The organism is Idiomarina seosinensis, from assembly GCF_044797955.1.
GTDB lineage: Bacteria > Pseudomonadota > Gammaproteobacteria > Enterobacterales > Alteromonadaceae > Idiomarina > Idiomarina seosinensis_A.
This window is the reverse complement of sequence record NZ_CP085211.1, coordinates 1692102-1713036: the sequence shown is the minus strand read 5'-3', so window position 1 is coordinate 1713036 and position 20935 is coordinate 1692102. Positions and strand designations below refer to the sequence as shown.

Sequence of the window (20935 nt, the reverse complement as noted above, 5' to 3'; positions counted from 1 at the left end):
ATCCTTTCATCGAAGTAAATTGATATCCAATAGGTCATGATACGTAGGCTGCTCCGGAAAGTCTATCGACATAGCCAAGCCAGGCCATTTTAGGGTACACTGAGCGTCTCATTTTTTACGGAGGTGACCATGTCTGCTGCCGACGCTACACGAAGTCTTGTTCATGCGCCGGTCGGTAAAACTCTTTGGGAAATGACCTGGCCCGTCATTTTTGGCGTGGCTACCTTGATCAGCTTTAATGTGGTTGATACCTTTTTTATCAGTTTGCTGGGTACTGATCCCCTGGCGGCTGTCAGTTTTACATTTCCGGTAACTTTTACTGTTGTAAGTTTAACCATTGGACTGGGCATCGGCACCTCAGCAGTGATTGCCCGAAAATATGGTAGCAGTAAGCCTGAAGAAGCCCATTTTGATGCGTTTGGCGCCATTTCAGTGTCCGCTTTACTGGTGCTGCTGCTGGCGGTTATTGGTTATATTTTAATGGACCCCATCTTCTCTTTATTACAGGCCCATGATCGGTTACTTCCGTTAATTCGTGATTATATGACCCTGTGGTATGCAGGTTGTGTGATGCTGGTCACCCCAATGGTCGGTAATGCGGTTCTCAGAGCTTCCGGAGATACGCGCACTCCCTCCATTGTGATGGCCTCCGGCGGACTTGCGAATGCAATCTTTGATCCGATTTTAATTTTTGGCTGGGGACCCATCCCGGCTATGGGGTTACAAGGGGCCGCACTGGCTAGTGTCATTTCCTGGGCCAGTGGTCTGGTACTGATTTTTTGGCTGTTGAAGCGTAAAGCATTAGTATCGCTGACTCCGGCCAATGGCTTATCCTTTGCCGCAGGCTGGATAAAGTCCGCCCGTCAGGTATTAAAAATTGGATTGCCCGCTTCCGGAGCTAACATTCTGACTCCCTTAGCGATGTCAGTAATGACCGCAATTATAGCTTCCTACGGGGCGCCGGCCGTTGCGGCATTTGGCGTTGGTACCCGATTAGAATCGCTGGCCAGTATCATTATTCTGGCTCTGTCGATGTCACTTCCACCCTTGATAAGCCAGAACTTTGGCGCCGACAAAATACAGCGGGTTCGCTATGCTTATAATATAGCCCTGAAGGCAGTGCTTATTATTCAGGCGCTGATTTACCTGGTGCTGGTATTGACTGCAGACTTGATTGCTGCGGCTTTCGCTGAAGAGCAGGCGGTTGCGGATATTTTGGTTCTGTTTATTTACATCATGCCGCTGGGTTATGGTTTACAGGGCTGGATTATATTAACCAACTCGAGCCTTAATGCGATACATAAGCCCATGCATGCGCTTTGGCTGAGTTTCATCCGCTTGTTCGTTTTTTTCGTACCCCTGTCTTACTTGGGAAGTTTGCTGGCTGACATTACCGGTTTGTTTATTGGCGGTCTGGTGGCAAATTTAATAACAGCGGCCATAGCGTATTTTTGGTTTACACGAGAATTAAGGAGATTTGGTGAGTAAGTCGTTTGAACTGGTTTCTAAATATCAACCGGCGGGAGATCAACCCAAAGCCATCGAGCAAATTCTTGACAACCTTGAGGCTGGACTGGCTCACCAGACATTATTGGGGGTTACCGGCTCCGGTAAGACCTTTACTATGGCCAATGTCATTGCGAACTCGCAACGACCGACATTAATACTGGCTCATAATAAAACCCTGGCTGCACAGTTATATGGCGAGATGAAAGAATATTTTCCGAATAATTCGGTCGAATATTTCGTTTCTTATTATGACTATTATCAGCCAGAGGCCTATGTACCGACTACCGACACCTTCATCGAAAAAGACGCGTCGATCAACGATCACATCGAGCAGATGCGGCTGTCAGCGACGAAAGCCTTGATGGAGCGAAGAGACGTTATTCTGGTTGCTTCAGTATCTGCCATTTATGGCCTGGGTGACCCGGAATCCTATATGAAAATGATGCTGCATTTAAGGCGCGGCGATATTGTTGATCAACGTGATATTCTGCGACGGTTGGCGCAACTGCAATATAAGCGTAATGATGCTGCTTTTGAGCGGGCAACTTATCGGGTGCGCGGCGAGGTTATTGATATTTTTCCGGCCGAGTCAGAGGAAATGGCTGTGCGGGTCGAGTTATTCGATAATGAAATTGATCGCATCAGTTACTTTGAGCCGTTAACCGGCAAGGTCACAGACGCTGATGTCGCAAGAACAACCATTTATCCGAAAACCCATTATGTTACGCCCCGTGAGGTCCTGCTGGACGCCATCGAGCATATAAAAGAAGAGCTGAAAGAACGTCGTGAAATTTTGCTACAGCAAAACAAGTTGATAGAAGAGCAACGCATTGCTCAACGGACTCAATTTGACATTGAGATGATGTTAGAGCTGGGCTACTGCTCTGGAATTGAAAACTATTCACGCTATCTGTCACGCCGGGCTAACGGCGAGCCGCCGCCGACACTTATGGATTACCTACCCGATGACGCGCTGCTAATTATTGATGAGTCACATGTAACCGTGTCGCAAGTCGGGGCGATGTATAAAGGTGACCGTTCGCGCAAAGAAAACTTGGTTGAATACGGTTTTCGGCTACCATCAGCGCTCGATAACCGACCACTTAAGTTTGATGAATTTGAAGCAATTGCGCCGCAGACTCTTTATGTGTCGGCAACTCCAGGCAAGTATGAGTTAGAGCGTAGCTCGGATGAAATCATCGAGCAAGTGGTGCGGCCAACAGGACTCGTGGATCCGGAAATTGAAATTCGTCCGGTGGCGACCCAGGTAGATGATTTGATGTCAGAAGTGCACCTGAGAGTAGCAAAAGGCGAGCGAGTGCTGGCTACTACATTAACCAAAAAAATGGCTGAAGATCTGAGCGACTACCTGGATGAACATGGCATTAAAGTCCGTTATCTACACTCGGATATTGATACCGTAGAGCGGATGGAAATTATCCGCGACTTACGCCTGGGCGAATTCGATGTGCTGGTCGGCATCAACCTGCTGCGCGAAGGACTGGATATGCCCGAAGTCTCATTGGTGACTATCCTGGATGCAGATAAAGAGGGCTTCTTAAGATCCGATCGTTCTCTGATCCAGACTATTGGTCGGGCGGCACGGAACATTAACGGTAAAGCCATTTTGTATGCCGACCGTATTACCGGTTCAATGCAACGGGCGATAGACGAGACAGAGCGGCGTCGGGCAAAACAAATCGCCTTTAATGAGCAGCACGGTATTACCCCGCAGGGACTTAATAAGTCAATTACCGATGTTATGGACTTAGGGCAGGGACCTAACCGGAAAGCTAAATCGAAATCTGCCCAGGCACTGGCTGAGGTTGCTGCCGGTTATGATCCCCGCGTCACCCTGGTCAATGATCCGAAAGCGCTTATGAAAGAACTGGAAGCGAAAGAAAAAGCCATGTACGAAGCAGCGCAGAACCTTGAGTTTGAAAAAGCGGCCCAGCTTCGTGATGAGGTTGCTCAGTTACGGGAACAGGTCAAACGGGCGGTATGACGGCGGTGAAAAAATCGTCCAGCGCCACCGCCTTTATTGAAAAGGTGCGCTACCTGGATAAAGAGGGGCGGGCAAAAATTCCGTTGCCACTGTTACTGGTTTTCTTGTTTCAGTTACGTGGTTATGTAGCTGGTGTTGTGTCGCTGACTTTTGCTGAAGACAGAACCCGCCTGTTAGATCTTTTTTATACTTCAGCGCAACAGTTTGGTTTGATGCTAGTGGTAGGCTTGCCGTCCCTTGTGGTGCTGGCGGCGACCACCTTTGCGGCGGAAGACGTGCCGAACTGGGCCAATCGTTTGATGAAAATAGCTCAACCTTTATTGTTGTTTTCGTTACTGGTCGATGGTGCTTTGATCGGCTGGCTGTTCGTTGACCAGCAGGGCGTTTTCTCCTTTGCCCGGGCGGCAATTATTATGGGCTGGTTTATGACACTGTGGTATCTGTTAAAATCACGGCAATGGCGCTTCTATCGTCACCATTTGGCAACGATAGAAGCCAATTCAGACAGTTAACGTACTAAATGCTTGGCATGAAACCGCAACTGAGCTTCAATAAACGAGGCAATGAAGTAATAGCTGTGATCGTAACCTTCGTGCATATGTACCGAGCCATCACCATTCACCTCAGCAATAGCCTGCTGCAAGTGCTCAGGCATTAGCTGTTCAGTTAAAAAGTTGTCAGCCAGTCCCTGATCAACACGAATCGGCAGGGTTTGGCCCAGACTTTTGATAAGTTCGACAGCATCATAAGCCTTCCAGCTCTCTACATCCTCACCTAAATAGTGGCTAAAGGCTTTTTTGCCCCAGGCACAGGCGCTCGGATGACAGACTGGCGAAAAAGCGGAAATACTGCTGTAACGCTCGCTATTACGTAGGCCAATGACTAAAGCGCCATGGCCACCCATTGAATGGCCGGAAATAGCCCGTTGTGCGGTTAACGGAAGCTCCTGTTCGACCAGAGCCGGAAGCTCGCTGACGATGTAGTCGTACATTTTATAATGTTGTGACCAGGGCTGTTCTGTGGCATTAACATAAAACCCCGCCCCTTTGCCAAAGTCATAGGCTCCGTCCGGATCGTCCGGCACCTGTTCGCCGCGCGGGCTGGTGTCCGGAATAATTAACGCCAGTCCAAGCTCATTGGCAACACGCTGAGCGCCGGCTTTAGCCGAAAAGTTTTCGTCAGTGCAGGTTAGCCCCGACAGAAAATAGACGGCAGGAACCTTAATTTTTTCAGCTCGCAGTGGCAGGAACACACTAAACTGCATACGGCAGTTTAGTGTATTGGAGTCGTGTTCAAAGCGCATTTGGCGCCCGCCAAAGCAACGTGCTTCACTCACTTTTTCCATAGCAGCCTCCATTAAAAGTGAATGACTGAGCGAATGGACTTACCCTCATGCATCAAGTCAAAGGCTTTATTAATATCTTCCAGTGGCATGGTATGGGTGATAAAAGTATCGAGGTCGAATTTACCGTCCATATATTGCTGCACGTAGTCGGGCAGTTCGCTGCGCCCTTTTACGCCACCAAAGGCACTGCCACGCCACACACGGCCAGTCACTAACTGAAAAGGACGGGTAGAAATTTCTTCGCCGGCACCTGCTACGCCTATAATAACCGACTCGCCCCAGCCTTTATGGCAGCACTCTAATGCGGCGCGCATGACATCGACATTACCGATACATTCAAACGAGAAGTCGACACCACCGTCGGTTAATTCAACAATAACGTCCTGAATGGGCTTTTCGTGTTGGGTTGGGTTAACACAATCGGTTGCGCCCAGCTCTTTGGCAATTTCGAATTTATCATCGTTGACGTCAACCGCAATAATGCGGGAGGCTTTCGCCTGAACTGCTCCGATGATTACGGCCAGACCAATACCGCCAAGACCAAACACTGCAACGGTATCGCCTTCCTGTACTTTTGCCGTGTTTTTCACTGCGCCCATACCGGTGGTGACACCACAGCCCAGCAGACAGACCTTTTCAAGGGGGGCTTGTTTGGGAATTTTTGCCAGAGAAATTTCCGGTAATACGGTGTATTCCGAGAACGTTGAAGTGCCCATGTAATGAAAAATTGTTTCGCCATTCAGTGAAAAACGGCTGGTACCATCGGGCATTAAGCCTTTGCCCTGCGTGGCGCGGACCGCCTGACATAAATTCGTTTTGCCTGACTGACAAAATTTACAAACACCACATTCCGCAGTATATAGCGGAATAACATGATCGCCGACGGAGACCGAAGTGACCCCTTCACCCACGGATTCAACAATACCGCCACCTTCATGGCCCAAAACCGACGGAAAGATACCTTCAGGATCATTACCGGACAGGGTATAGGCATCCGTATGGCAAACACCAGTGGCGACGATGCGCACCCGCACTTCACCTTTTTTGGGAGGGGCGACGTCAATGATTTCTTCTTTCAGTGGCTGACCCGGACCCCAGGCTACCATCGCACGCGATTTAATTGTTTCCATGACAACTCCGTTTTTGTTGAATGCCAACTACTACGTACTAATTTGCGGAAAGTTTACCGATAATTAAGGTTGTTTGGCAATCAGAGGAGTCTAACAGATATTTAAGGAAGTGGTGGTTGCTACTGGGCTCGAACCAGTGACCCTCGCCTTGTAAGGGCGATGCTCTCCCAACTGAGCTAAGCAACCACTTTGGGACTTTCACAGGACTTGATACAACGGCACATGGGCATTGAAGAGGTGGTGGTTGCTACTGGGCTCGAACCAGTGACCCTCGCCTTGTAAGGGCGATGCTCTCCCAACTGAGCTAAGCAACCCTCTTCACTGTGACACTTCTGCGTCGTTGCGAGGTGGCATTATAGGGCGCAGAAATAAACTGTCAAATAAAATTTTTGCCGTCCGGTAGCGTTTGCTGAGAATTTAATCAGTTGCGCATTAATAATGCGTACTGAACTCACACTTGGTAAACTAGCACGGTTTTATAATCTGATATTTAAATGATTTGACAGAAAGGATGACAGCATGAGTGTGGTTACGCGTTTTGCCCCCAGTCCCACTGGGTATTTACATGTAGGTGGTGCCCGGACTGCCTTGTATTCCTGGTTGGTGGCTAAAGCGCAGGGCGGCGAATTTGTATTGCGGATAGAAGATACCGACCGCGAGCGCTCAACTCAGCCTGCTATTGATGCCATTTTGGAAGGTATGGAGTGGCTAGGTTTAAACTGGGATCGCGGGCCATACTATCAAACAGAGCGTTTTCAGCGTTATCAGCAGTTGATTGATAAATTACTTGCTGAAGATAAAGCTTATAAGTGTTACTGCTCGACTGTGCGCCTGGAACAAATGCGCGAGCAGCAGATGGCTGCAGGCGAAAAACCCCGTTATGATGGCCATTGCCGGGATAACCCGGAAGCAAGTGGCGATAGTTATGTAATCAGGTTCCGAAATCCGCAGTCGGGGAGTGTGGTATTTGATGACCATATTCGCGGCCGCATTGAATTTTCAAATCAAGAGCTTGATGACCTGATCATCGCCCGTACCGATGGCACACCAACCTATAATTTCTGTGTGGTTGTGGATGACTGGGATATGGGAATTACGTCGGTGGTGCGTGGTGAGGACCATATCAATAATACCCCCCGTCAAATCAATATTCTTAAAGCTTTAGGCGCACCGGTACCCGATTATGCGCACGTATCGATGATTCTGGGCGATGATGGCAAAAAGTTGTCTAAGCGCCATGGCGCGGTCAGTGTAATGCAATATCGTGATGACGGGTACTTACCTGAAGCCGTTGTTAATTACTTAGCCCGACTGGGCTGGTCCCACGGCGATCAGGAAATCTTCAGTGTTGCCGAGCTGACGGAGTATTTTAAGCTGGATGATGTTAATAAGGCGGCATCAGCGTTTAATACCGAAAAGCTGAACTGGCTTAACCAGCATTATATGAAAACACTTCCGGCTGAAACCATTAAACCTCAGTTACAATGGCAGTTTGATCAGCTGAATGTGGATACAACTGCCGGGCCTTGCCTGGAAAAAGTGATCGAGCTGCAGGCAGATCGCGTTAAAACGTTAAAAGAAATGGCCGCGATTAGCCGATATTTCTTTGAAAACGTTGAAGAGTTTGATGCAAAAGCGGCGAAGAAGCATTTACGTCCTGTGGCAAAAGAGCCGTTACAAAAGGCCAGAGCGCTTTTGGCCGGACTATCAGACTGGAACAGTAAGGCAATACAGGGTGCTATAAACCAGACGGCTGAAGTACTGGAAGTCGGAATGGGTAAAGTTGGCATGCCGTTGCGCGTGGCGGTAACTGGTGGCGGCAATTCACCATCGCTGGATGTCACTCTGGAGCTTATCCCTCAACAAGAGGTATTGCAGCGTATCGATAAAGCGTTAGACTTTATCGCCAGGCGTGAAGAAAGCAATTAATCACGCTTTTGATGGTAAATTGTGCAGATTGTAAAAAAATTCGTCAACCGGTTCAAAAGTTTCAAAAAACAGTTGACACATTAGCGCTGCTCACAATAGAATGCGCCCCGCTGTCAGGGCAGTTTGACTGCCGCGGAACGGGGCTATAGCTCAGCTGGGAGAGCGCTTGCATGGCATGCAAGAGGTCAGCGGTTCGATCCCGCTTAGCTCCACCAATTCCGATTGGTTAAAACGACCATGACAGTAGTAGCAAGTAATTTGCGTCCCCTTCGTCTAGAGGCCTAGGACACTGCCCTTTCACGGCAGTAACAGGGGTTCGAATCCCCTAGGGGACGCCAACTTACTGACTACAAATGATGCAAAAAAATACAGCGTCCCCTTCGTCTAGAGGCCTAGGACACTGCCCTTTCACGGCAGTAACAGGGGTTCGAATCCCCTAGGGGACGCCAACTTTAATGCATCAGTTACCACAGTCCGGGTCCCCTTCGTCTAGAGGCCTAGGACACTGCCCTTTCACGGCAGTAACAGGGGTTCGAATCCCCTAGGGGACGCCATACTGAACAAACCGCCATCCGGCGGTTTTTTTATCTCCAAAATGCGACTTCGCAGTCCTTTAGTCCTTTACAGAATGCCCATTAACGAGCTTTTTCCATTAGCTTCAGCAGGTGGGGCTCGAGAAAGTCGGCGATCTTAGGCTGTGCCTCGGCAGTGGGGTGAATCCCGTCGTTTTGCACATAGTCCGGACTCTCCTCCATCAAGGGTTCCATAAAAAACGGAATTAAGGGTACGTTTTTGTCATCCGCCACTTCTCGGTACAGGTCTTTAAAGCGCTTAGTAAACCTGGGACCATAGTTAGGCGGCACCATAACCTGACTTAGCGCCACTTTAACGCCCGCAGACTGTGCTTTGTCGATAATCTGTTCCAGATTGCTCCTGACTGTGCTGAGGTTAAAGCCGCGCAGTCCATCGTTACCGCCTAATTCAATAAAGACTGCATCGGGCTGATGGCGCTCAAAAATACCGTCGAGGCGTTTTAAACCTCCCCGGGTTGTCTCGCCACTGATGCTGGCATTAATGATTTGATAATCAGGGTGTGATTGTTGCCAGCGGCGATCTAATTCGGCAACCCAGGTCTGTTCACTGGACAAACCGTAGCCAGCGCTTAAGCTGTCTCCTAATACAACAAGTGAAACATTTGCCGAAACTGTGCGTATAGACACTAACAGTATGACAACCAGACTCAATTTCAAAAGGAAGTTTTTCATCATATGCTCATTCAAGCCCAACAACTGGAAAAAATCGTCGACACCTCAGAAGGCGAGTTACAGATTCTGCACCCAATAAACGTTTGCATCAACGCCGGTGAGACCGTTGCCGTGGTAGGTGCGTCTGGCTCGGGTAAATCAACTTTGTTGGCGCTGCTGGCGGGATTAGACCTTGCCACCCAGGGTGAAGTTCTTATTGATAACGAAAAACTCAGCGAATTGGATGAAGAACAGCGGGCAAAAGTCCGTGCCGATAAAATTGGCTTTATTTTTCAGCAGTTTTTACTTGTCCCCAGCCTGACTGCGCTGGAAAACGTTATGTTGCCGGCAGAACTGGCCGGTCACCGGGGCGCTGAAAAAGAAGCGCACGAGTTACTGCAGAAGGTAGGGCTGGAGGATCGCTGGCACCATTATCCGAATCAGTTGTCTGGCGGAGAACAACAACGTGTTGCAATTGCCCGCGCCTTCGTCGGCCAACCAAAGATTCTTTTTGCTGATGAGCCGACAGGTAACCTGGACTCGAAAACCGGACAAACGGTTGAACAATTACTGTTTGAATTAAATAAAGATTACGGCACAACGCTGATTATGGTTACTCACGATAATGAATTAGCCGAACGCTGCCAGCGTGTACTAAGAATGGAAGCGGGTCAGCTAACGGAGGCAAACCAGGATGTGGCATAAGATTTCGTTTCGGTTATTGAAGCAGGAGCTGAAACGAGGCGAGCTGACCGTAATGGCGTTAGCCATTATTTTATCAGTGACTGCGGTGTTGTCGTTATCCCTGTTCAGTGAGCGGTTACAGTCTGGTTTGCTGGAGCGCAGCAGTGAATTTCTGGCCGCTGATCGAGTACTGAGTTCGCGGCGGGATATCCCCACGCAGTGGATTGAGCAGGCGCAACAGGAAAACTTAGAAACTGCCTGGCGGGTCGTTTTTAACTCAATGGCTTTTGCTAACGAAAGGTTACAGCTTATTGATATTAAGGCCGTTTCTGACGGCTACCCTTTACGCGGCGAGTTAAAAATTGCTGACAAGCCCTACGCCGAAGGTGAAGTTGCAGATGGGCTACCGGGTCCGGGAGAAGCATGGGTCGCAGGCGCCTTATTTCAGAGCCTGCAAATTGACCTGGGTGACAGTATCGAGGTAGGTAATAGTGAGTTTAAGGTGACAAAAGTCGTCACGTACGAGCCCGATGTCGGGTTTTCGGTGTTTACCGACAGCCCGAATGTCATCATTCGCTACTCGCAGCTGGGACAAACCGGTTTAATCCAGCCCGGCAGCCGCGTTCGTTATAACGTGTTGATGGCCGGCAGTCAGGATGCGCTGCAACGCTATGAAGACTGGTTACTCCCGCGATTAAATGAGGATACCCATAGCTGGCGCAGTATTGAAGATGGCGAAAGCCCGTTGGCCCGCTCGCTAAACCGCGCCGAGCGCTTTATGATGCTGGCCAGTTTACTGGGGGTAGTGCTTGCCGCTACCGCGGTTGCGGTTGCCGCCCAGCGCTACTGCCAACGTAATTACGATGTGGTCGCGATCTTTAAGACTCTGGGAGCCAGCCGGCAACAAATTCGGCGTATTTTTATCACCCATTTATTGCTACTGACAGCGATGAGTGTAGCGATTGGCATGCTGCTGGGCTGGATTATCCAAACTGTGGTAATTGACTGGGTAGCTCAGCAGCTGGATGCCAGCTTACCGACAGCCAGTGTTAAGCCCTATCTGCTGGCAGCAGCGACCGGCGTTATCAGTGCAGTCATGTTTACGCTTTATCCGTTATTCCGCTTAGTCTCGATTCCGCCGCTGCGGGTTTTACACCGCCAACTGGTGGGTGGGCAGGCTATACGCTGGTTACAGTGGCTGTTAACCGGGGGCACAATATACGGCTTGCTGGTGCTCTACTCTCAGCAATGGTGGTTATCGACAGCCTTATTCGCCGGAGGGGTTTTTGCAGCGGCTGTACTTTTGGGCATCGGCCGCCTGTTAATTGGCGCCAGCCGAAAAGCCGGTATGCAGGCGGGCAGCGCCTGGCGCCTGGCAATGGCAGGTTTACAGCGGCGTGCTGCCGCTAACAGTGTGCAAATGCTGGCATTCTCGACGGCGATTATGTTGTTGCTGCTGGTCACGGTTTTACGTAATGATCTGTTGGCTGACTGGCAGCGCCAGTTACCTAAGGACGCGCCAAATTATTTTGCCCTTAATATAGCCGAGGAAAAAGTACCCGAACTAAAAGCGATGTTCGAGCGCGAAGACATTACCTCGACCGACCAGTACCCGATTGTACCTGGCCGGGTGACGCAGCATAACGGTGAGGACCTGTTAGCCGAAGTTACCAAAGAAGAGCGCGAACAGGATGCTGAGCAAGAGGGGCGGGAAGGCTTTGGTCGCGAATTATCAATGACCTGGCGCGATACGGTTCCGCCAAATAATGAAATTGTTGAAGGTAGTTGGTGGGGCGACGATGCTGAACCTCAGGTGTCAGTGGAAAAAATTGCTGCCGAGCGGCTTGATATTCAGGTGGGAGATACGCTGACATTTAATATTGGCGGTGAAGAGTTTAGTGTCCCTGTTACCAGCTTGCGCGAGGCAGACTGGAGTACTCTGCAGCCAAATTTCTACATGATCTTTAATACCAATACACTGCAGGATTTTCCGGCCACCTACATAACGAGTTTTCATCTGGATGAGGAACGCAAGGATGAACTGTACGAGTTATTTAAACCCTTCCCGGAGGCGTCGTTAATCGATTTGGATGCGATTATTGATCAAATTCGCGAAGTGATTTCGCAAGTCAGCCTGGCCATCTTATTTGTACTAGTATTAGTTATTGTCGCCGGGTCACTGGTGCTTGTTGCTCAGGTTCAGGCCAGTATGGAAGAGCGCCAGAAAGAACTCGTAATTCTGCGGACTCTGGGGGCGCCGGGTAAGTTACTGAGCCGAAGCATCACCTATGAATTTCTCGTGCTGGGAGCCATCAGTGGCCTGATTGCTACTATTGCAATGGATATTGCGCTGCTGATTCTACAAACCCAGGTCTTTAATATGGATGCGACCTGGCACTGGCGGTTGTGGCTGATTGGGCCTGTAACGGGCGCACTTACGGTTGGCTTACTGGGGCGTTTGTCCTGCGCCCGCCTTATCCGCAGAAATACAGCACAGCTGATACGCAAACTCGCATGATAGCCAGCGGCGTAAACAGGAGGTTACTATGAAGATTCTAATGACAGGCGGGACCGGCCTTATCGGCTCCTACTTTATAAAAAAATACGCTGATCAACATCAGTTTACAGTGACTTCACGATCCCCCTCAAAAGCACAAGAACAATTGGGCGATTCGGTGCAGGTGCTGGAGTCGGTAGATGCGATCGATGATATCGGTTCTTTTGATGCCGTTATTAATTTACAGGGAGCCGGTATTGCCGATAAGCGCTGGACAGAGCAGCGCAAAAAGGTGTTACAGGACAGCCGTTGGCAGGTAACTGAAAAGCTATCTGAAATGATTAATGCCGCGGATAAAGCTCCGCAGGTATTTATCAGTGGTTCGGCGATTGGTTACTATGGGCCGCGGGATTCAAAACCTGTTGATGAGCAGGCTTCTGCTGAAACCGTCGATTTTGCGGTGAAGTTATGTCAGCGCTGGGAACAGCTGGCTCTCGCTGCGCAAGACAGCACTCGCGTGGTTCTGTTAAGGACCGGTGTGGTGCTGGCTGCCGACGGAGGAGCTCTGGATAAAATGAAACTGCCCTATAAATTGGGCCTGGGTGGGCCGATGGGCTCAGGCGAGCAGATGATGTCCTGGATACATATTGAAGATATGGTCCGCGCTATTGAATTTTTGCTGCAACATGATGAGGTAGCGGGTCCGGTTAATATGACAGCGCCTGGTCCTGTGACCAACAAAGCTTTTAGCCGTACACTGGCCTCAGTACTTAATCGTCCGCACGTGTTTAAAGTACCCGCCTTCGTGTTAAAAATTGCCATGGGAGAAATGTCGAACATGGTGCTGGAAGGGCAGGCCGTTGTTCCCGACAAGCTCCGTCAACACGGCTTTGAATTTCATTATCCGACGGTTCGCCAAGCTTTGTCGGATGTCGCTTAAGAAGGGTTTACCACCCCTGAATTCGCTGCCAGCAGTTATGCGAACCATCTTTCATTAGCAGATGGTAAACTCCGTGCATAGCTGCGGTTGCGCAGGCGTGATTCGGCAAAACACGCAGCCTGGTGCCAATCGGAAAATCGTTGAGCGAGTATGCTGCGGGCACTTCAATAACGCCGTGTTCCTGTGACACGCTGTTAATCAGTAAGTCGGGCAGTATGCTGCCGTTCAGACTGCAGACCTGACCATAGGCAAAGTCCTTGCTTTGGGCTGCTGTGCCGCGGTCCCGGGACAACGCCATCCAGCCACTGTCGGTTAACAACCAGTTTTTGTCGGAATTATGGCCAATGACTGTGGTGACGACTGACATCGCAATATCGTTAAAATCGCAGACGCCAATGTTTTTCATGACCAGGTCAAACGTCATGTAAACACCGGCCCGCACTTCGCTGATCCCGGCTAAGTTATCAGCAAAGTGCGCCGTGGGTGTCGAACCGACACTGCGCGTCGGGCAACTGAGCCCTGCCTGCTGTAAACGTTGCACGGCCAGCCGCACTGCATCACATTCCTGTTGGGCAAACGCCCGCAGCGCTGCTGCAGTGGAGCAGCCGTAAGACCCTCCGGCATGAGTCATAACGCCACTAAAATGTGGACCCAATGAGCGGGCCAGAGTGACTAATTCGGGATCGTCGGCGCTGATACCGCCGCGGTGGCCGTCGCAGTCTATTTCAATTAACGCAGAAAATTGCTGCTCCCACTCTGCAGCGTAGTCCAGCAGCGCCTGCACTTGTTGCGGATGATCCAGCAAAATGTGCAGGTTAACGCCTTGTTGGCGTAATTTTGCTACGCTTTTTAATTTGTCCGGCGCGATACCAACGGCATAAAACAAATCTTTATAGCCTGCTTTGGCGTAGGCTTTAGCCTCCGCCAGGGTTGATACCGTGGCCGGCGACTCTGTACTGTTGAGCACGTAGTCAGCAGCTTCGATGGTTCGTAGCGTCTTTAAGTGCGGTCGCAATACGCTGCCTAAGGATTCAATCCGGCGCTTAAGATGTTCAATATTATGTTTTAACCGGGTTTCCTCAATCAGTAAGTAAGGGGTGTCGAGTTCGCTTATCCACTCAGCCGGTGCGGTCATTATTATTATCCCTTTAAATCTTCGTTTTTTAGCAACAGTTGTGCGTAGCGTTCCAGGTCGACATTACCGCCACTGATAATGATACCGACTCGTTTACCATAGAGTTCGGGCTTTAGTTGATGAGCTGCGGCGAAGCCAAGACAACCGGTTGGCTCGACAACCATTTTCATACGTTCGGCGAAAAAAGCCATAGCTTCAATTAGCTGGTTATCGGTAACGGTTAAAATATCATCAACCGTATCGCGAATAATCGGAAAGGTGTAATCACCTAAATACTGGGTTTGAGCACCATCGGCGATGGTTTCCGGGGTTTCAATACGGACAATTTTACCCTGCTGAAAAGATTGTTGCCCGTCGTTACCGGCTTCTGGCTCTACACCATATATTTTGCAGCCAGGGTTAAAATGGCGGGCCGCAAGGGCACAACCTGATAACAGGCCGCCACCGCCAAGGCAAACCAGGAGTGTGTCTAACCCCTTAACCTGTTCAAACAACTCTTTTGCTGTTGTCCCCTGGCCACTTAAAACCTGAGGATGATCGTACGGCGGTATTAGCGTGTAACCGTATTGTTCAGCTAGCTGTTGTCCAATTTGCCGGCGATCTTCCTGGTAGCGGTTGTAACGAATAATGTCAGCCCCGTAACTACGGGTCGCATCGACTTTTGCTTCAGGTGCATCTTCTGGCATGACAATGGTTGCTTTAATCTCCAGCAGTTTCGCAGCCAAAGCAATGGCCTGAGCATGATTGCCCGACGAGTATGCGATAACGCCTGCTGCTTTTTGTTGATCGTTAAACTGCAGCAACGCATTCATCGCACCACGAAACTTAAAAGCGCCCATACGTTGAAAGTTTTCACATTTAAAAAATAATTCAGCGCTGAACATTTCATTCGCCGTGGTGGATGTGTAGACCGGTGTTTTTTTCACATACGGCTGTATTCGGCCGGCTGCTGCTTCAACATCTTTATAGGTTGGCAAAGAAATTGTCATGGCGTATCCATTAGTTAGTAAACTTAAATCACAGTATAACGTGAACTATTCGGCAGATGTCATTCTATAAATACATCTACACTATGATTAAAACACCGACGTTAACAGAGGTTAATAACAATTATGGGAAAATTTCTTTTAATATGCTTGAGCTTGCTGATGGTCGGTATCAGTCAATCTTCGCGGGCGGATGATTTTGATCACTCTCATGCGCAGCTGACTGCAGTGCTAGCAGAACATGTCGAAGTCTCGGATGATAATCTGAGCTCACGAGTTAATTATCATTCACTGGCACAGCAGCCGGGTAACCTGAAAAGTTATCTCGCCTCGCTATCCGGTGTGTCGGCTAGCCAGTACCAACAATGGGCAGCGCCGCAACAGCTGGCGTTTCTGATTAATGCCTATAATGCGTTTACGCTGGAGCTGATTATCGATAATTATGATAAGTTTCGCTCTGGCGATGCCGAGTCTATTCGTGATTTAGGCGGACTGTTCTCCGGCCCCTGGGAAAAAAGCTTTTTTTCCTTGTTAGGAGAGCGGCGCACACTAGACTGGCTGGAACACGAAAAAATACGGGTCGATTTTGACGAACCCCGGATCCACGCAGCCTTGGTCTGTGCCGCAATAAGCTGTCCCAAATTACGCGCGAAGGCCTTTGCCGGGCCTCAGCTTGAGGCTCAGTTGGAAGATCAAATGGTGACCTTTCTCAGTGATGAGGAAAAAAATGGTATCGATCAACAAGGCATTTATTTATCGAAAATATTTTCCTGGTATCGTGATGACTTTGGCAATCTTAAAAGCTACCTTGGTAACTACGCAAAAGCACTTGCTGATAGTCCGCAACAGCGAGAGAGAGTAAAGCAACAGCGCGCTGACATTCGCTTTGTTGACTACAACTGGCGACTAAATAAGGTTACACAACAGTGGCGTGAAAAATCGGCCCGATAATGCTTTATGCAACTATTAAGATACGAGAGTGATTGATGCCGTGCCCACTATGTACATTACACTCAGTTTTTTACTGCCAGGACCGCTTACGTCGCTTTTTCCGTTGTGAAAACTGTGAATTGATATTTGCTGATCCCGCCAGTCAGTTGAGTACTGAAGAAGAAAAAAAGATTTATGACCTGCACGAGAACCGTCCGGACGATCCCTACTACCGGAAGTTTTTATCACAACTGAGCGAGCCTTTACTTGAAAAGTTGCCGCCTGCAGCACAAGGGCTGGATTACGGCTGTGGCCCCGGCCCGGCACTTAAGTTGCTACTGGAAGAAAAGGGCATGGCGGTCTCTCTTTATGACCTTTATTATTTTCCGGATAGAGACACGCTAAACAAGAAATATGACTTTGTGACCAGCACGGAAGTTGTCGAGCACTTCGCAAAACCTGCAGAAAGCTGGGTGCATCTAGCCGACTTAGTTAAGCCGGGTGGCTATTTGGGTATCATGACGTCGCTGTTTACCCGCGCTGACTGTAACGGCTTTCAGCGGTGGAGGTACAAAAATGATCCCACCCATGTCAGCTTTTACACTCCTGAAGCAATACATTGGTTAGCCACCTATCTTGGTTTTCGTGTTGAGATTGTGTCACAGCAGGTTATTCTTTTTCAAAGACCAGATTAGCAGGAGCAAGCAATGAATTACGAGTGTGTCCAGGGTGACATCAGTAAACAAAAGGATATTGAAGCAATAGTCAACGCTGCCAATGCCCGCCTGCAGTCGGGTGGCGGCGTTGCCGGCGCCATCCACCGGCAGGCAGGCCCGGAGCTGGCTAAAGCAGGGCAGGAGCTAGCGCCCATTGAACCGGGTCAGGCGGTTATAACAAACGCATTTAACTTGCCTAACGACTATGTTATTCACTGCTTAGGGCCTGTTTATGGGCGCGATGAACCGGCTGACCAGCTGTTAGCAGACTGCTATCGAAATGCTCTGGATTTGACTGAAAAACATAAAATAGAGTCGATTGCCTTCCCGGCTATTTCAACCGGCGCTTTTGGCTTTCCCTTTGAGCAGGCCACTGACATTGCGCTGAATAGCCTAGCGGAGCACGTTAGTAAGCTGAGTCATCTAAAGACAATTCGGTTTGTCTTGTTCAGCGATGAAGACTATCAGCATTACCAAAATGCACTGGCAAAAACTTTGTAGTCTAAACGCTTACCGTTCGAACCTATTCAGACCCGTTGCATTGATTGCGGTGAGGCGACCGATGGATAATCCCTGCTGATAACCGGCCTCCAGACGCTCGCGGTCGCGGGTAAAACGGCCGACTTTAAAGTCACCCGGAGGGGCTATAACATGTATTTGACAGTCATCGGGCGGGTTATTAATAAATTCCAGTGCCTGGTTGTAGTTTTCATTACGGCCAATAATAGCGTCTTGTAACTCGGGTAAATCTTTAAACAGTTGTCGTACTAACACACTATTTTTACTGACTTTCTTTTTATAACCTAAGGCTCGCGAGAGAACTACGGTAATCTCCCGCGCTCCTTGCTGATAGGCTTTGATAACCGGAATTGAGTCGCCAACACCGCCATCAGTCATGGGTTCACCGTCAACTTTTGGAAAATCGCGATAAGCCAACGGGATAGCACATGAGGCCGGGAACAGTTGATGCATATTGTCCGGCGTCACTTTGAGGTAACAGGGTTTGCCCGTTGTTACGCTGGTGGTAACCACGTACAAAGGAACACCAAGCTGTTGGTAATGTTCTACATCTAACCAAATATCGTCGAACGATTGGCGCCACAACCAGTCTACATCACAAAAATGGCCACCGCGCAGCCACCGCACCATGTCAATAAAGTCGGCGCTGGTGGCAAACTCGGTGATAATTTTGTGACTGCGGCCCAGATGTCCGCAAAGGTAACCAATACCATTAGTGGAGCCGGCGGAAACGCCAATAGCAAAATCAAATGGGTTGTATTTTTGCTCTAAAAAGCCGTCCAGCACACCCGCGGTAAAAATACCACGCATTGCACCACCTTCAAGGACCAGGGCTTTTTTAGACATTACGTGCTCCTAACGTAAAATCAACAGTGGAGTCTTGCTCGCTTCCAGCATGTTAGTGGTTGTACTGCCAACCAAAAACTGGCGAATTTTCGAATGTCCGTAGGCGCCCATGATCATTACGCCAATATCATGTTGGTCCTGATACTGATGCAATGCAGGTTCGACATCACCGGCAACAATAGCGGTTTCAACATCATGGCCGCCTTGTTCCAGTGTTTCACGCGCCCAGTCCAGTTCAGCCTGATTGGTTTCAGAATCAGCGCCCACCATGACAACATGTACAGGCATTCCGGAAAATAGCGGACTTTTAGCCAACAACTCGACACTTTTTTTAGTGCTGTTACTGGCATCATAAGCCAACATAGCCGACTGCGGGGCGTTGAACTTGTCCGGACACAACATAATCGGCTTGTGAACACGGCGTAGGACAGTTTCTAGCTGGCTACCAATGTGAGAGCCGTCACTGTGGTCCTCGCCGTGCAGCCCCAGTACCAGTAACCGTGTCTCCGGTTCAAGCTTTAGCAGCGAGTCAACTAGCTCGCCGTGGCGTTGACGCATAGAGACATCGGTTACATTGTCTTGTTGCAGGGCTTTTTGTTTCGCCTGCTCCAGCAATTGGTGGCCGTGTTCTAGCAGTAGTTTGCTCTTCTGGGCATCCAGTTCGGCTAATTCATCCAACAGCTTCTCACGACTACCGAGGCCGATATTACCGGTCATATCCTGCCTGGCTGCGGCGTGACCTTCTTCGATCACGTGCAGCAAGGTGAGAGGAGCTGACATTTGTGAGGCTGCCCAGGCCGCGGATTCAACAACACCGTTTGTAGCGGTAGAGCCATCAATACAAGCAATGACATTACTCATGGTTATTCTCCTTTATTGTGGCTGCCCACATTAGTGTCCGCCTAAAATGTCTTCGGCATTGGCCTTGTCATGCACACCAAACCGGTCAACGATAGTGGCACTGGCCTCGTTCAATCCAATTACCTCAACTTCGGCGCCTTCCCGACGGAATTTAACCACAATTCTGTCCAGCGCGTTGACGGCAGTAATATCCCAAAAGTGCGCGTTGGTTAAATCGATGACTACCTTATCAACCGCCTCTTTTAAGTCAAAGGATGCAATGAACTTTTCTGAGGAGCTGAAGAACACCTGGCCGGTGACCTGATAACGACGGGTGGTACCTTCATTATCAATCGACGAGCGCACATGCATGTAATGACCAACCTTGTTAGCAAAGAACAATGCGGCCAGCAGCACACCCACGGCAACCCCGATAGCCAGGTTATGGGTAGCAACGACAACCACGACAGTTGCGACCATCACGATATTAGTCGAAAGCGGATGTTTTTTCAGGTCACGGATTGAGCCCCAGCTAAAGGTACCGATAGAGACCATAATCATGACTGCAACTAGTGCCGCCATTGGTATGATTTTTAACCACTCGTCCAGCACCAGAATCATAATCAGCAAGAATACGCCGGCTGTCAGAGCGGATAATCGCCCGCGTCCCCCTGATTTGACGTTAATAATTGATTGCCCAATCATGGCACAACCAGCCATACCACCGAGCAAACCCGAGCCAATGTTAGCGATACCCTGGCCACGGCATTCTTTATTACGATCACTGGTGGTGTCTGTTAAGTCATCAACAATCGTGGCGGTCATCATAGATTCAAGCAGACCAACAACACTTAGCCCAATCGAGTAGGGTAAAATGATCCACAGGGTTTCCAGGTTTAACGGCACGTCAGGCCACAAAAATACCGGTAACGTATCAGGCAGTTGGCCCATATCGCCAACCGTACGAATATCGAGCCCCAGGGCGACAGCAATAATGGTTAATGTAATAATACAAACCAGTGATGAGGGAATTGTCTTGCCGATATAGGGTAAATAAGGGAAGCCATAAATAATCGCTAAACCCGCGGCCGTCATCCCATAAACATGCCAGGTAACATTGGTTAATTCCGGCAGCTGCGCCATGAAAATAAGAATGGCTAAAGCATTAACGAATCCGGTTACAACAGAGCGCGAAACAAACCGCATCAGCTCACCTAAACGCAGGTAACCGGCGACGATTTGCAGAATACCGGTGAGCAGCGTGGCGGCTAACAGATACTCGAGGCCATGCTCTTTCACCAGGGTTACCATCAGCAGAGCCATGGCGCCGGTGGCGGCACTGATCATGCCGGGGCGGCCACCGACAAAGGCAATAACAACGGCAATACAAAACGAGGCGTACAGGCCGACTTTCGGGTCGACTCCGGCGATGATTGAGAAAGCGATGGCTTCAGGGATTAGGGCTAAGGCAACCACAATGCCTGACAGCAGATCGCCTTTTAAGTTAAAGAACCAATGTTCTTTCAGATACTTAATCATAGGGAAATAGGTCCAGTTAATTAACGGTTAAGTAAAATACAGGGGCCAGTGTTGGCAATTAAAAAAGTAATGGAATTATAGAAGGCGTACCGTAAGTGAGCGATATAGGATGCCCACAAATAAGCGCCATAACTCTCCGGG

At 49.4% G+C, this 20935-nt stretch carries 18 protein-coding genes and 6 tRNA genes; 14 read left to right on the top strand and 10 right to left on the bottom strand.

The annotated features are described in order from the left end of the window. The first annotated feature begins 129 nt into the window (after positions 1 to 129). The 3 genes from LG288_RS08065 to LG288_RS08055 are packed head-to-tail and all read left to right on the top strand — an operon-like array spanning position 130 to position 4026. Positions 130 to 1488 (top strand): MATE family efflux transporter, encoded by a 1359-nt coding sequence (locus LG288_RS08065; RefSeq protein ID WP_404399687.1) that lies wholly within the window; start codon positions 130 to 132, stop codon positions 1486 to 1488. Continuing rightward, on the top strand, positions 1481 to 3514 hold the full coding sequence (gene uvrB, locus LG288_RS08060) for an excinuclease ABC subunit UvrB (protein ID WP_404399686.1): 2034 nt from the start codon (positions 1481 to 1483) through the stop codon (positions 3512 to 3514). The genes LG288_RS08065 and uvrB overlap by 8 nt, the downstream gene beginning before the upstream one ends. Beyond that, entirely contained in the window at positions 3511 to 4026 is a 516-nt protein-coding gene (locus LG288_RS08055) for a DUF2919 family protein (protein ID WP_404399685.1), read from the top strand. The genes uvrB and LG288_RS08055 overlap by 4 nt, the downstream gene beginning before the upstream one ends. Here LG288_RS08055 and fghA read toward each other — a convergent pair. From fghA to LG288_RS08035, 4 genes are all read right to left on the bottom strand, one after another. Beyond that, entirely contained in the window at positions 4023 to 4859 is an 837-nt protein-coding gene (gene fghA, locus LG288_RS08050; protein ID WP_404399684.1) for an S-formylglutathione hydrolase, read from the bottom strand. The two genes, LG288_RS08055 and fghA, sit on opposite strands and share 4 nt — an antisense overlap. 11 nt (positions 4860 to 4870) lie before the next feature. Next, on the bottom strand, positions 4871 to 5989 hold the full coding sequence (locus LG288_RS08045; protein WP_404399683.1) for an S-(hydroxymethyl)glutathione dehydrogenase/class III alcohol dehydrogenase: 1119 nt from the start codon (positions 5987 to 5989) through the stop codon (positions 4871 to 4873). Positions 5990 to 6099: 110 nt separating this feature from the next. Next, positions 6100 to 6175, bottom strand: a tRNA-Val gene (locus tag LG288_RS08040). A 52-nt stretch (positions 6176 to 6227) separates the two neighbouring features. Next, a tRNA-Val gene (locus tag LG288_RS08035) sits at positions 6228 to 6303 on the bottom strand. Positions 6304 to 6508: 205 nt separating this feature from the next. Between LG288_RS08035 and gltX the strand changes: the two genes are divergently transcribed. The 5 genes from gltX (at position 6509) to LG288_RS08010 (ending at position 8472) form a co-directional block, all read left to right on the top strand. Beyond that, a complete protein-coding gene (gltX, locus tag LG288_RS08030; RefSeq protein WP_404399682.1) occupies positions 6509 to 7918 on the top strand; it encodes a glutamate--tRNA ligase in 1410 nt (469 codons plus the stop codon). Positions 7919 to 8057: 139 nt separating this feature from the next. Further along, a tRNA-Ala gene (locus tag LG288_RS08025) sits at positions 8058 to 8133 on the top strand. Positions 8134 to 8180: 47 nt separating this feature from the next. After that, positions 8181 to 8256 (top strand) — tRNA-Glu (locus LG288_RS08020). 35 nt (positions 8257 to 8291) lie between these two features. Then, positions 8292 to 8367, top strand: a tRNA-Glu gene (locus LG288_RS08015). Between the two features lie 29 nt (positions 8368 to 8396). Next, positions 8397 to 8472 (top strand) — tRNA-Glu (locus LG288_RS08010). An 81-nt stretch (positions 8473 to 8553) separates the two neighbouring features. Here the strand turns inward: LG288_RS08010 and LG288_RS08005 are convergent. Beyond that, positions 8554 to 9066 (bottom strand): arylesterase, encoded by a 513-nt coding sequence (locus LG288_RS08005; RefSeq protein WP_404399681.1) that lies wholly within the window; start codon positions 9064 to 9066, stop codon positions 8554 to 8556. A 120-nt stretch (positions 9067 to 9186) separates the two neighbouring features. On the opposite strand from LG288_RS08005, the gene LG288_RS08000 reads away from it, so the two are divergent. Genes LG288_RS08000 through LG288_RS07990 form a run of 3 tightly spaced genes read left to right on the top strand, consistent with a single transcriptional unit; the run spans position 9187 to position 13283 of the window. Further along, positions 9187 to 9867 carry an ABC transporter ATP-binding protein gene (locus LG288_RS08000; protein WP_404399679.1) on the top strand — a complete coding sequence of 227 codons (681 nt, stop codon included), beginning with the start codon at positions 9187 to 9189 and terminating at the stop codon, positions 9865 to 9867. After that, on the top strand, positions 9857 to 12364 hold the full coding sequence (locus tag LG288_RS07995) for an ABC transporter permease (RefSeq protein ID WP_404399677.1): 2508 nt from the start codon (positions 9857 to 9859) through the stop codon (positions 12362 to 12364). The genes LG288_RS08000 and LG288_RS07995 overlap by 11 nt, the downstream gene beginning before the upstream one ends. Positions 12365 to 12392: 28 nt before the next feature. Then, positions 12393 to 13283: a TIGR01777 family oxidoreductase gene (locus tag LG288_RS07990; protein ID WP_404399675.1), complete on the top strand. Its 891-nt coding sequence runs from the start codon at positions 12393 to 12395 to the stop codon at positions 13281 to 13283. A 7-nt stretch (positions 13284 to 13290) separates the two neighbouring features. On the opposite strand, the gene LG288_RS07985 is transcribed toward LG288_RS07990, so the two are convergent. Both LG288_RS07985 and LG288_RS07980 read right to left on the bottom strand, forming a co-directional pair. After that, the gene (locus LG288_RS07985; RefSeq protein WP_404399674.1) at positions 13291 to 14418 is read right to left on the bottom strand and encodes a DSD1 family PLP-dependent enzyme; all 1128 of its coding nucleotides are present in this window, start codon (positions 14416 to 14418) and stop codon (positions 13291 to 13293) included. A gap of 5 nt (positions 14419 to 14423) precedes the next feature. After that, the gene (locus LG288_RS07980; protein WP_404399673.1) at positions 14424 to 15407 is read right to left on the bottom strand and encodes a threo-3-hydroxy-L-aspartate ammonia-lyase; all 984 of its coding nucleotides are present in this window, start codon (positions 15405 to 15407) and stop codon (positions 14424 to 14426) included. 123 nt (positions 15408 to 15530) lie between these two features. Here LG288_RS07980 and LG288_RS07975 point away from each other — a divergent pair, with 123 nt between their 5' ends. The 3 genes from LG288_RS07975 to LG288_RS07965 are packed head-to-tail and all read left to right on the top strand — an operon-like array spanning position 15531 to position 17551. Continuing rightward, a complete protein-coding gene (locus tag LG288_RS07975; protein WP_404399671.1) occupies positions 15531 to 16355 on the top strand; it encodes a DUF547 domain-containing protein in 825 nt (274 codons plus the stop codon). 35 nt (positions 16356 to 16390) lie between these two features. Then, positions 16391 to 17029 carry a class I SAM-dependent methyltransferase gene (locus tag LG288_RS07970; RefSeq protein ID WP_404399669.1) on the top strand — a complete coding sequence of 213 codons (639 nt, stop codon included), beginning with the start codon at positions 16391 to 16393 and terminating at the stop codon, positions 17027 to 17029. A 12-nt stretch (positions 17030 to 17041) separates the two neighbouring features. Continuing rightward, entirely contained in the window at positions 17042 to 17551 is a 510-nt protein-coding gene (locus tag LG288_RS07965) for a macro domain-containing protein (RefSeq protein WP_404399668.1), read from the top strand. A 9-nt stretch (positions 17552 to 17560) separates the two neighbouring features. On the opposite strand, the gene LG288_RS07960 is transcribed toward LG288_RS07965, so the two are convergent. The 3 genes from LG288_RS07960 to LG288_RS07950 are packed head-to-tail and all read right to left on the bottom strand — an operon-like array spanning position 17561 to position 20794. Further along, positions 17561 to 18415, bottom strand: coding sequence for a patatin family protein (locus LG288_RS07960; RefSeq protein WP_404399667.1), 855 nt, complete (start codon positions 18413 to 18415; stop codon positions 17561 to 17563). 9 nt (positions 18416 to 18424) lie between these two features. Further along, positions 18425 to 19276 carry a universal stress protein gene (locus LG288_RS07955; RefSeq protein WP_404399666.1) on the bottom strand — a complete coding sequence of 284 codons (852 nt, stop codon included), beginning with the start codon at positions 19274 to 19276 and terminating at the stop codon, positions 18425 to 18427. A gap of 30 nt (positions 19277 to 19306) precedes the next feature. Then, positions 19307 to 20794 carry a SulP family inorganic anion transporter gene (locus LG288_RS07950; protein WP_404399664.1) on the bottom strand — a complete coding sequence of 496 codons (1488 nt, stop codon included), beginning with the start codon at positions 20792 to 20794 and terminating at the stop codon, positions 19307 to 19309. Between the last annotated feature and the right edge of the window lie 141 nt (positions 20795 to 20935).

What these genes read in the sequence shown, in the direction of transcription:
- LG288_RS08065 (WP_404399687.1), top strand. Translation starts at nt 130, where the DNA reads ATGTCTGCTGCCGACGCTACACGAAGTCTTGTTCATGCGCCGGTCGGT.
- LG288_RS08055 (WP_404399685.1), top strand. Translation starts at nt 3,511, where the DNA reads ATGACGGCGGTGAAAAAATCGTCCAGCGCCACCGCCTTTATTGAAAAG.
- fghA (WP_404399684.1), bottom strand. Translation starts at nt 4,859, where the DNA reads ATGGAAAAAGTGAGTGAAGCACGTTGCTTTGGCGGGCGCCAAATGCGC.
- LG288_RS08045 (WP_404399683.1), bottom strand. Translation starts at nt 5,989, where the DNA reads ATGGAAACAATTAAATCGCGTGCGATGGTAGCCTGGGGTCCGGGTCAG.
- gltX (WP_404399682.1), top strand. Translation starts at nt 6,509, where the DNA reads ATGAGTGTGGTTACGCGTTTTGCCCCCAGTCCCACTGGGTATTTACAT.
- LG288_RS08000 (WP_404399679.1), top strand. Translation starts at nt 9,187, where the DNA reads ATGCTCATTCAAGCCCAACAACTGGAAAAAATCGTCGACACCTCAGAA.
- LG288_RS07995 (WP_404399677.1), top strand. Translation starts at nt 9,857, where the DNA reads ATGTGGCATAAGATTTCGTTTCGGTTATTGAAGCAGGAGCTGAAACGA.
- LG288_RS07990 (WP_404399675.1), top strand. Translation starts at nt 12,393, where the DNA reads ATGAAGATTCTAATGACAGGCGGGACCGGCCTTATCGGCTCCTACTTT.
- LG288_RS07985 (WP_404399674.1), bottom strand. Translation starts at nt 14,418, where the DNA reads ATGACCGCACCGGCTGAGTGGATAAGCGAACTCGACACCCCTTACTTA.
- LG288_RS07980 (WP_404399673.1), bottom strand. Translation starts at nt 15,407, where the DNA reads ATGACAATTTCTTTGCCAACCTATAAAGATGTTGAAGCAGCAGCCGGC.
- LG288_RS07975 (WP_404399671.1), top strand. Translation starts at nt 15,531, where the DNA reads ATGGGAAAATTTCTTTTAATATGCTTGAGCTTGCTGATGGTCGGTATC.
- LG288_RS07970 (WP_404399669.1), top strand. Translation starts at nt 16,391, where the DNA reads ATGCCGTGCCCACTATGTACATTACACTCAGTTTTTTACTGCCAGGAC.
- LG288_RS07965 (WP_404399668.1), top strand. Translation starts at nt 17,042, where the DNA reads ATGAATTACGAGTGTGTCCAGGGTGACATCAGTAAACAAAAGGATATT.
- LG288_RS07960 (WP_404399667.1), bottom strand. Translation starts at nt 18,415, where the DNA reads ATGTCTAAAAAAGCCCTGGTCCTTGAAGGTGGTGCAATGCGTGGTATT.
- LG288_RS07955 (WP_404399666.1), bottom strand. Translation starts at nt 19,276, where the DNA reads ATGAGTAATGTCATTGCTTGTATTGATGGCTCTACCGCTACAAACGGT.
- LG288_RS07950 (WP_404399664.1), bottom strand. Translation starts at nt 20,794, where the DNA reads ATGATTAAGTATCTGAAAGAACATTGGTTCTTTAACTTAAAAGGCGAT.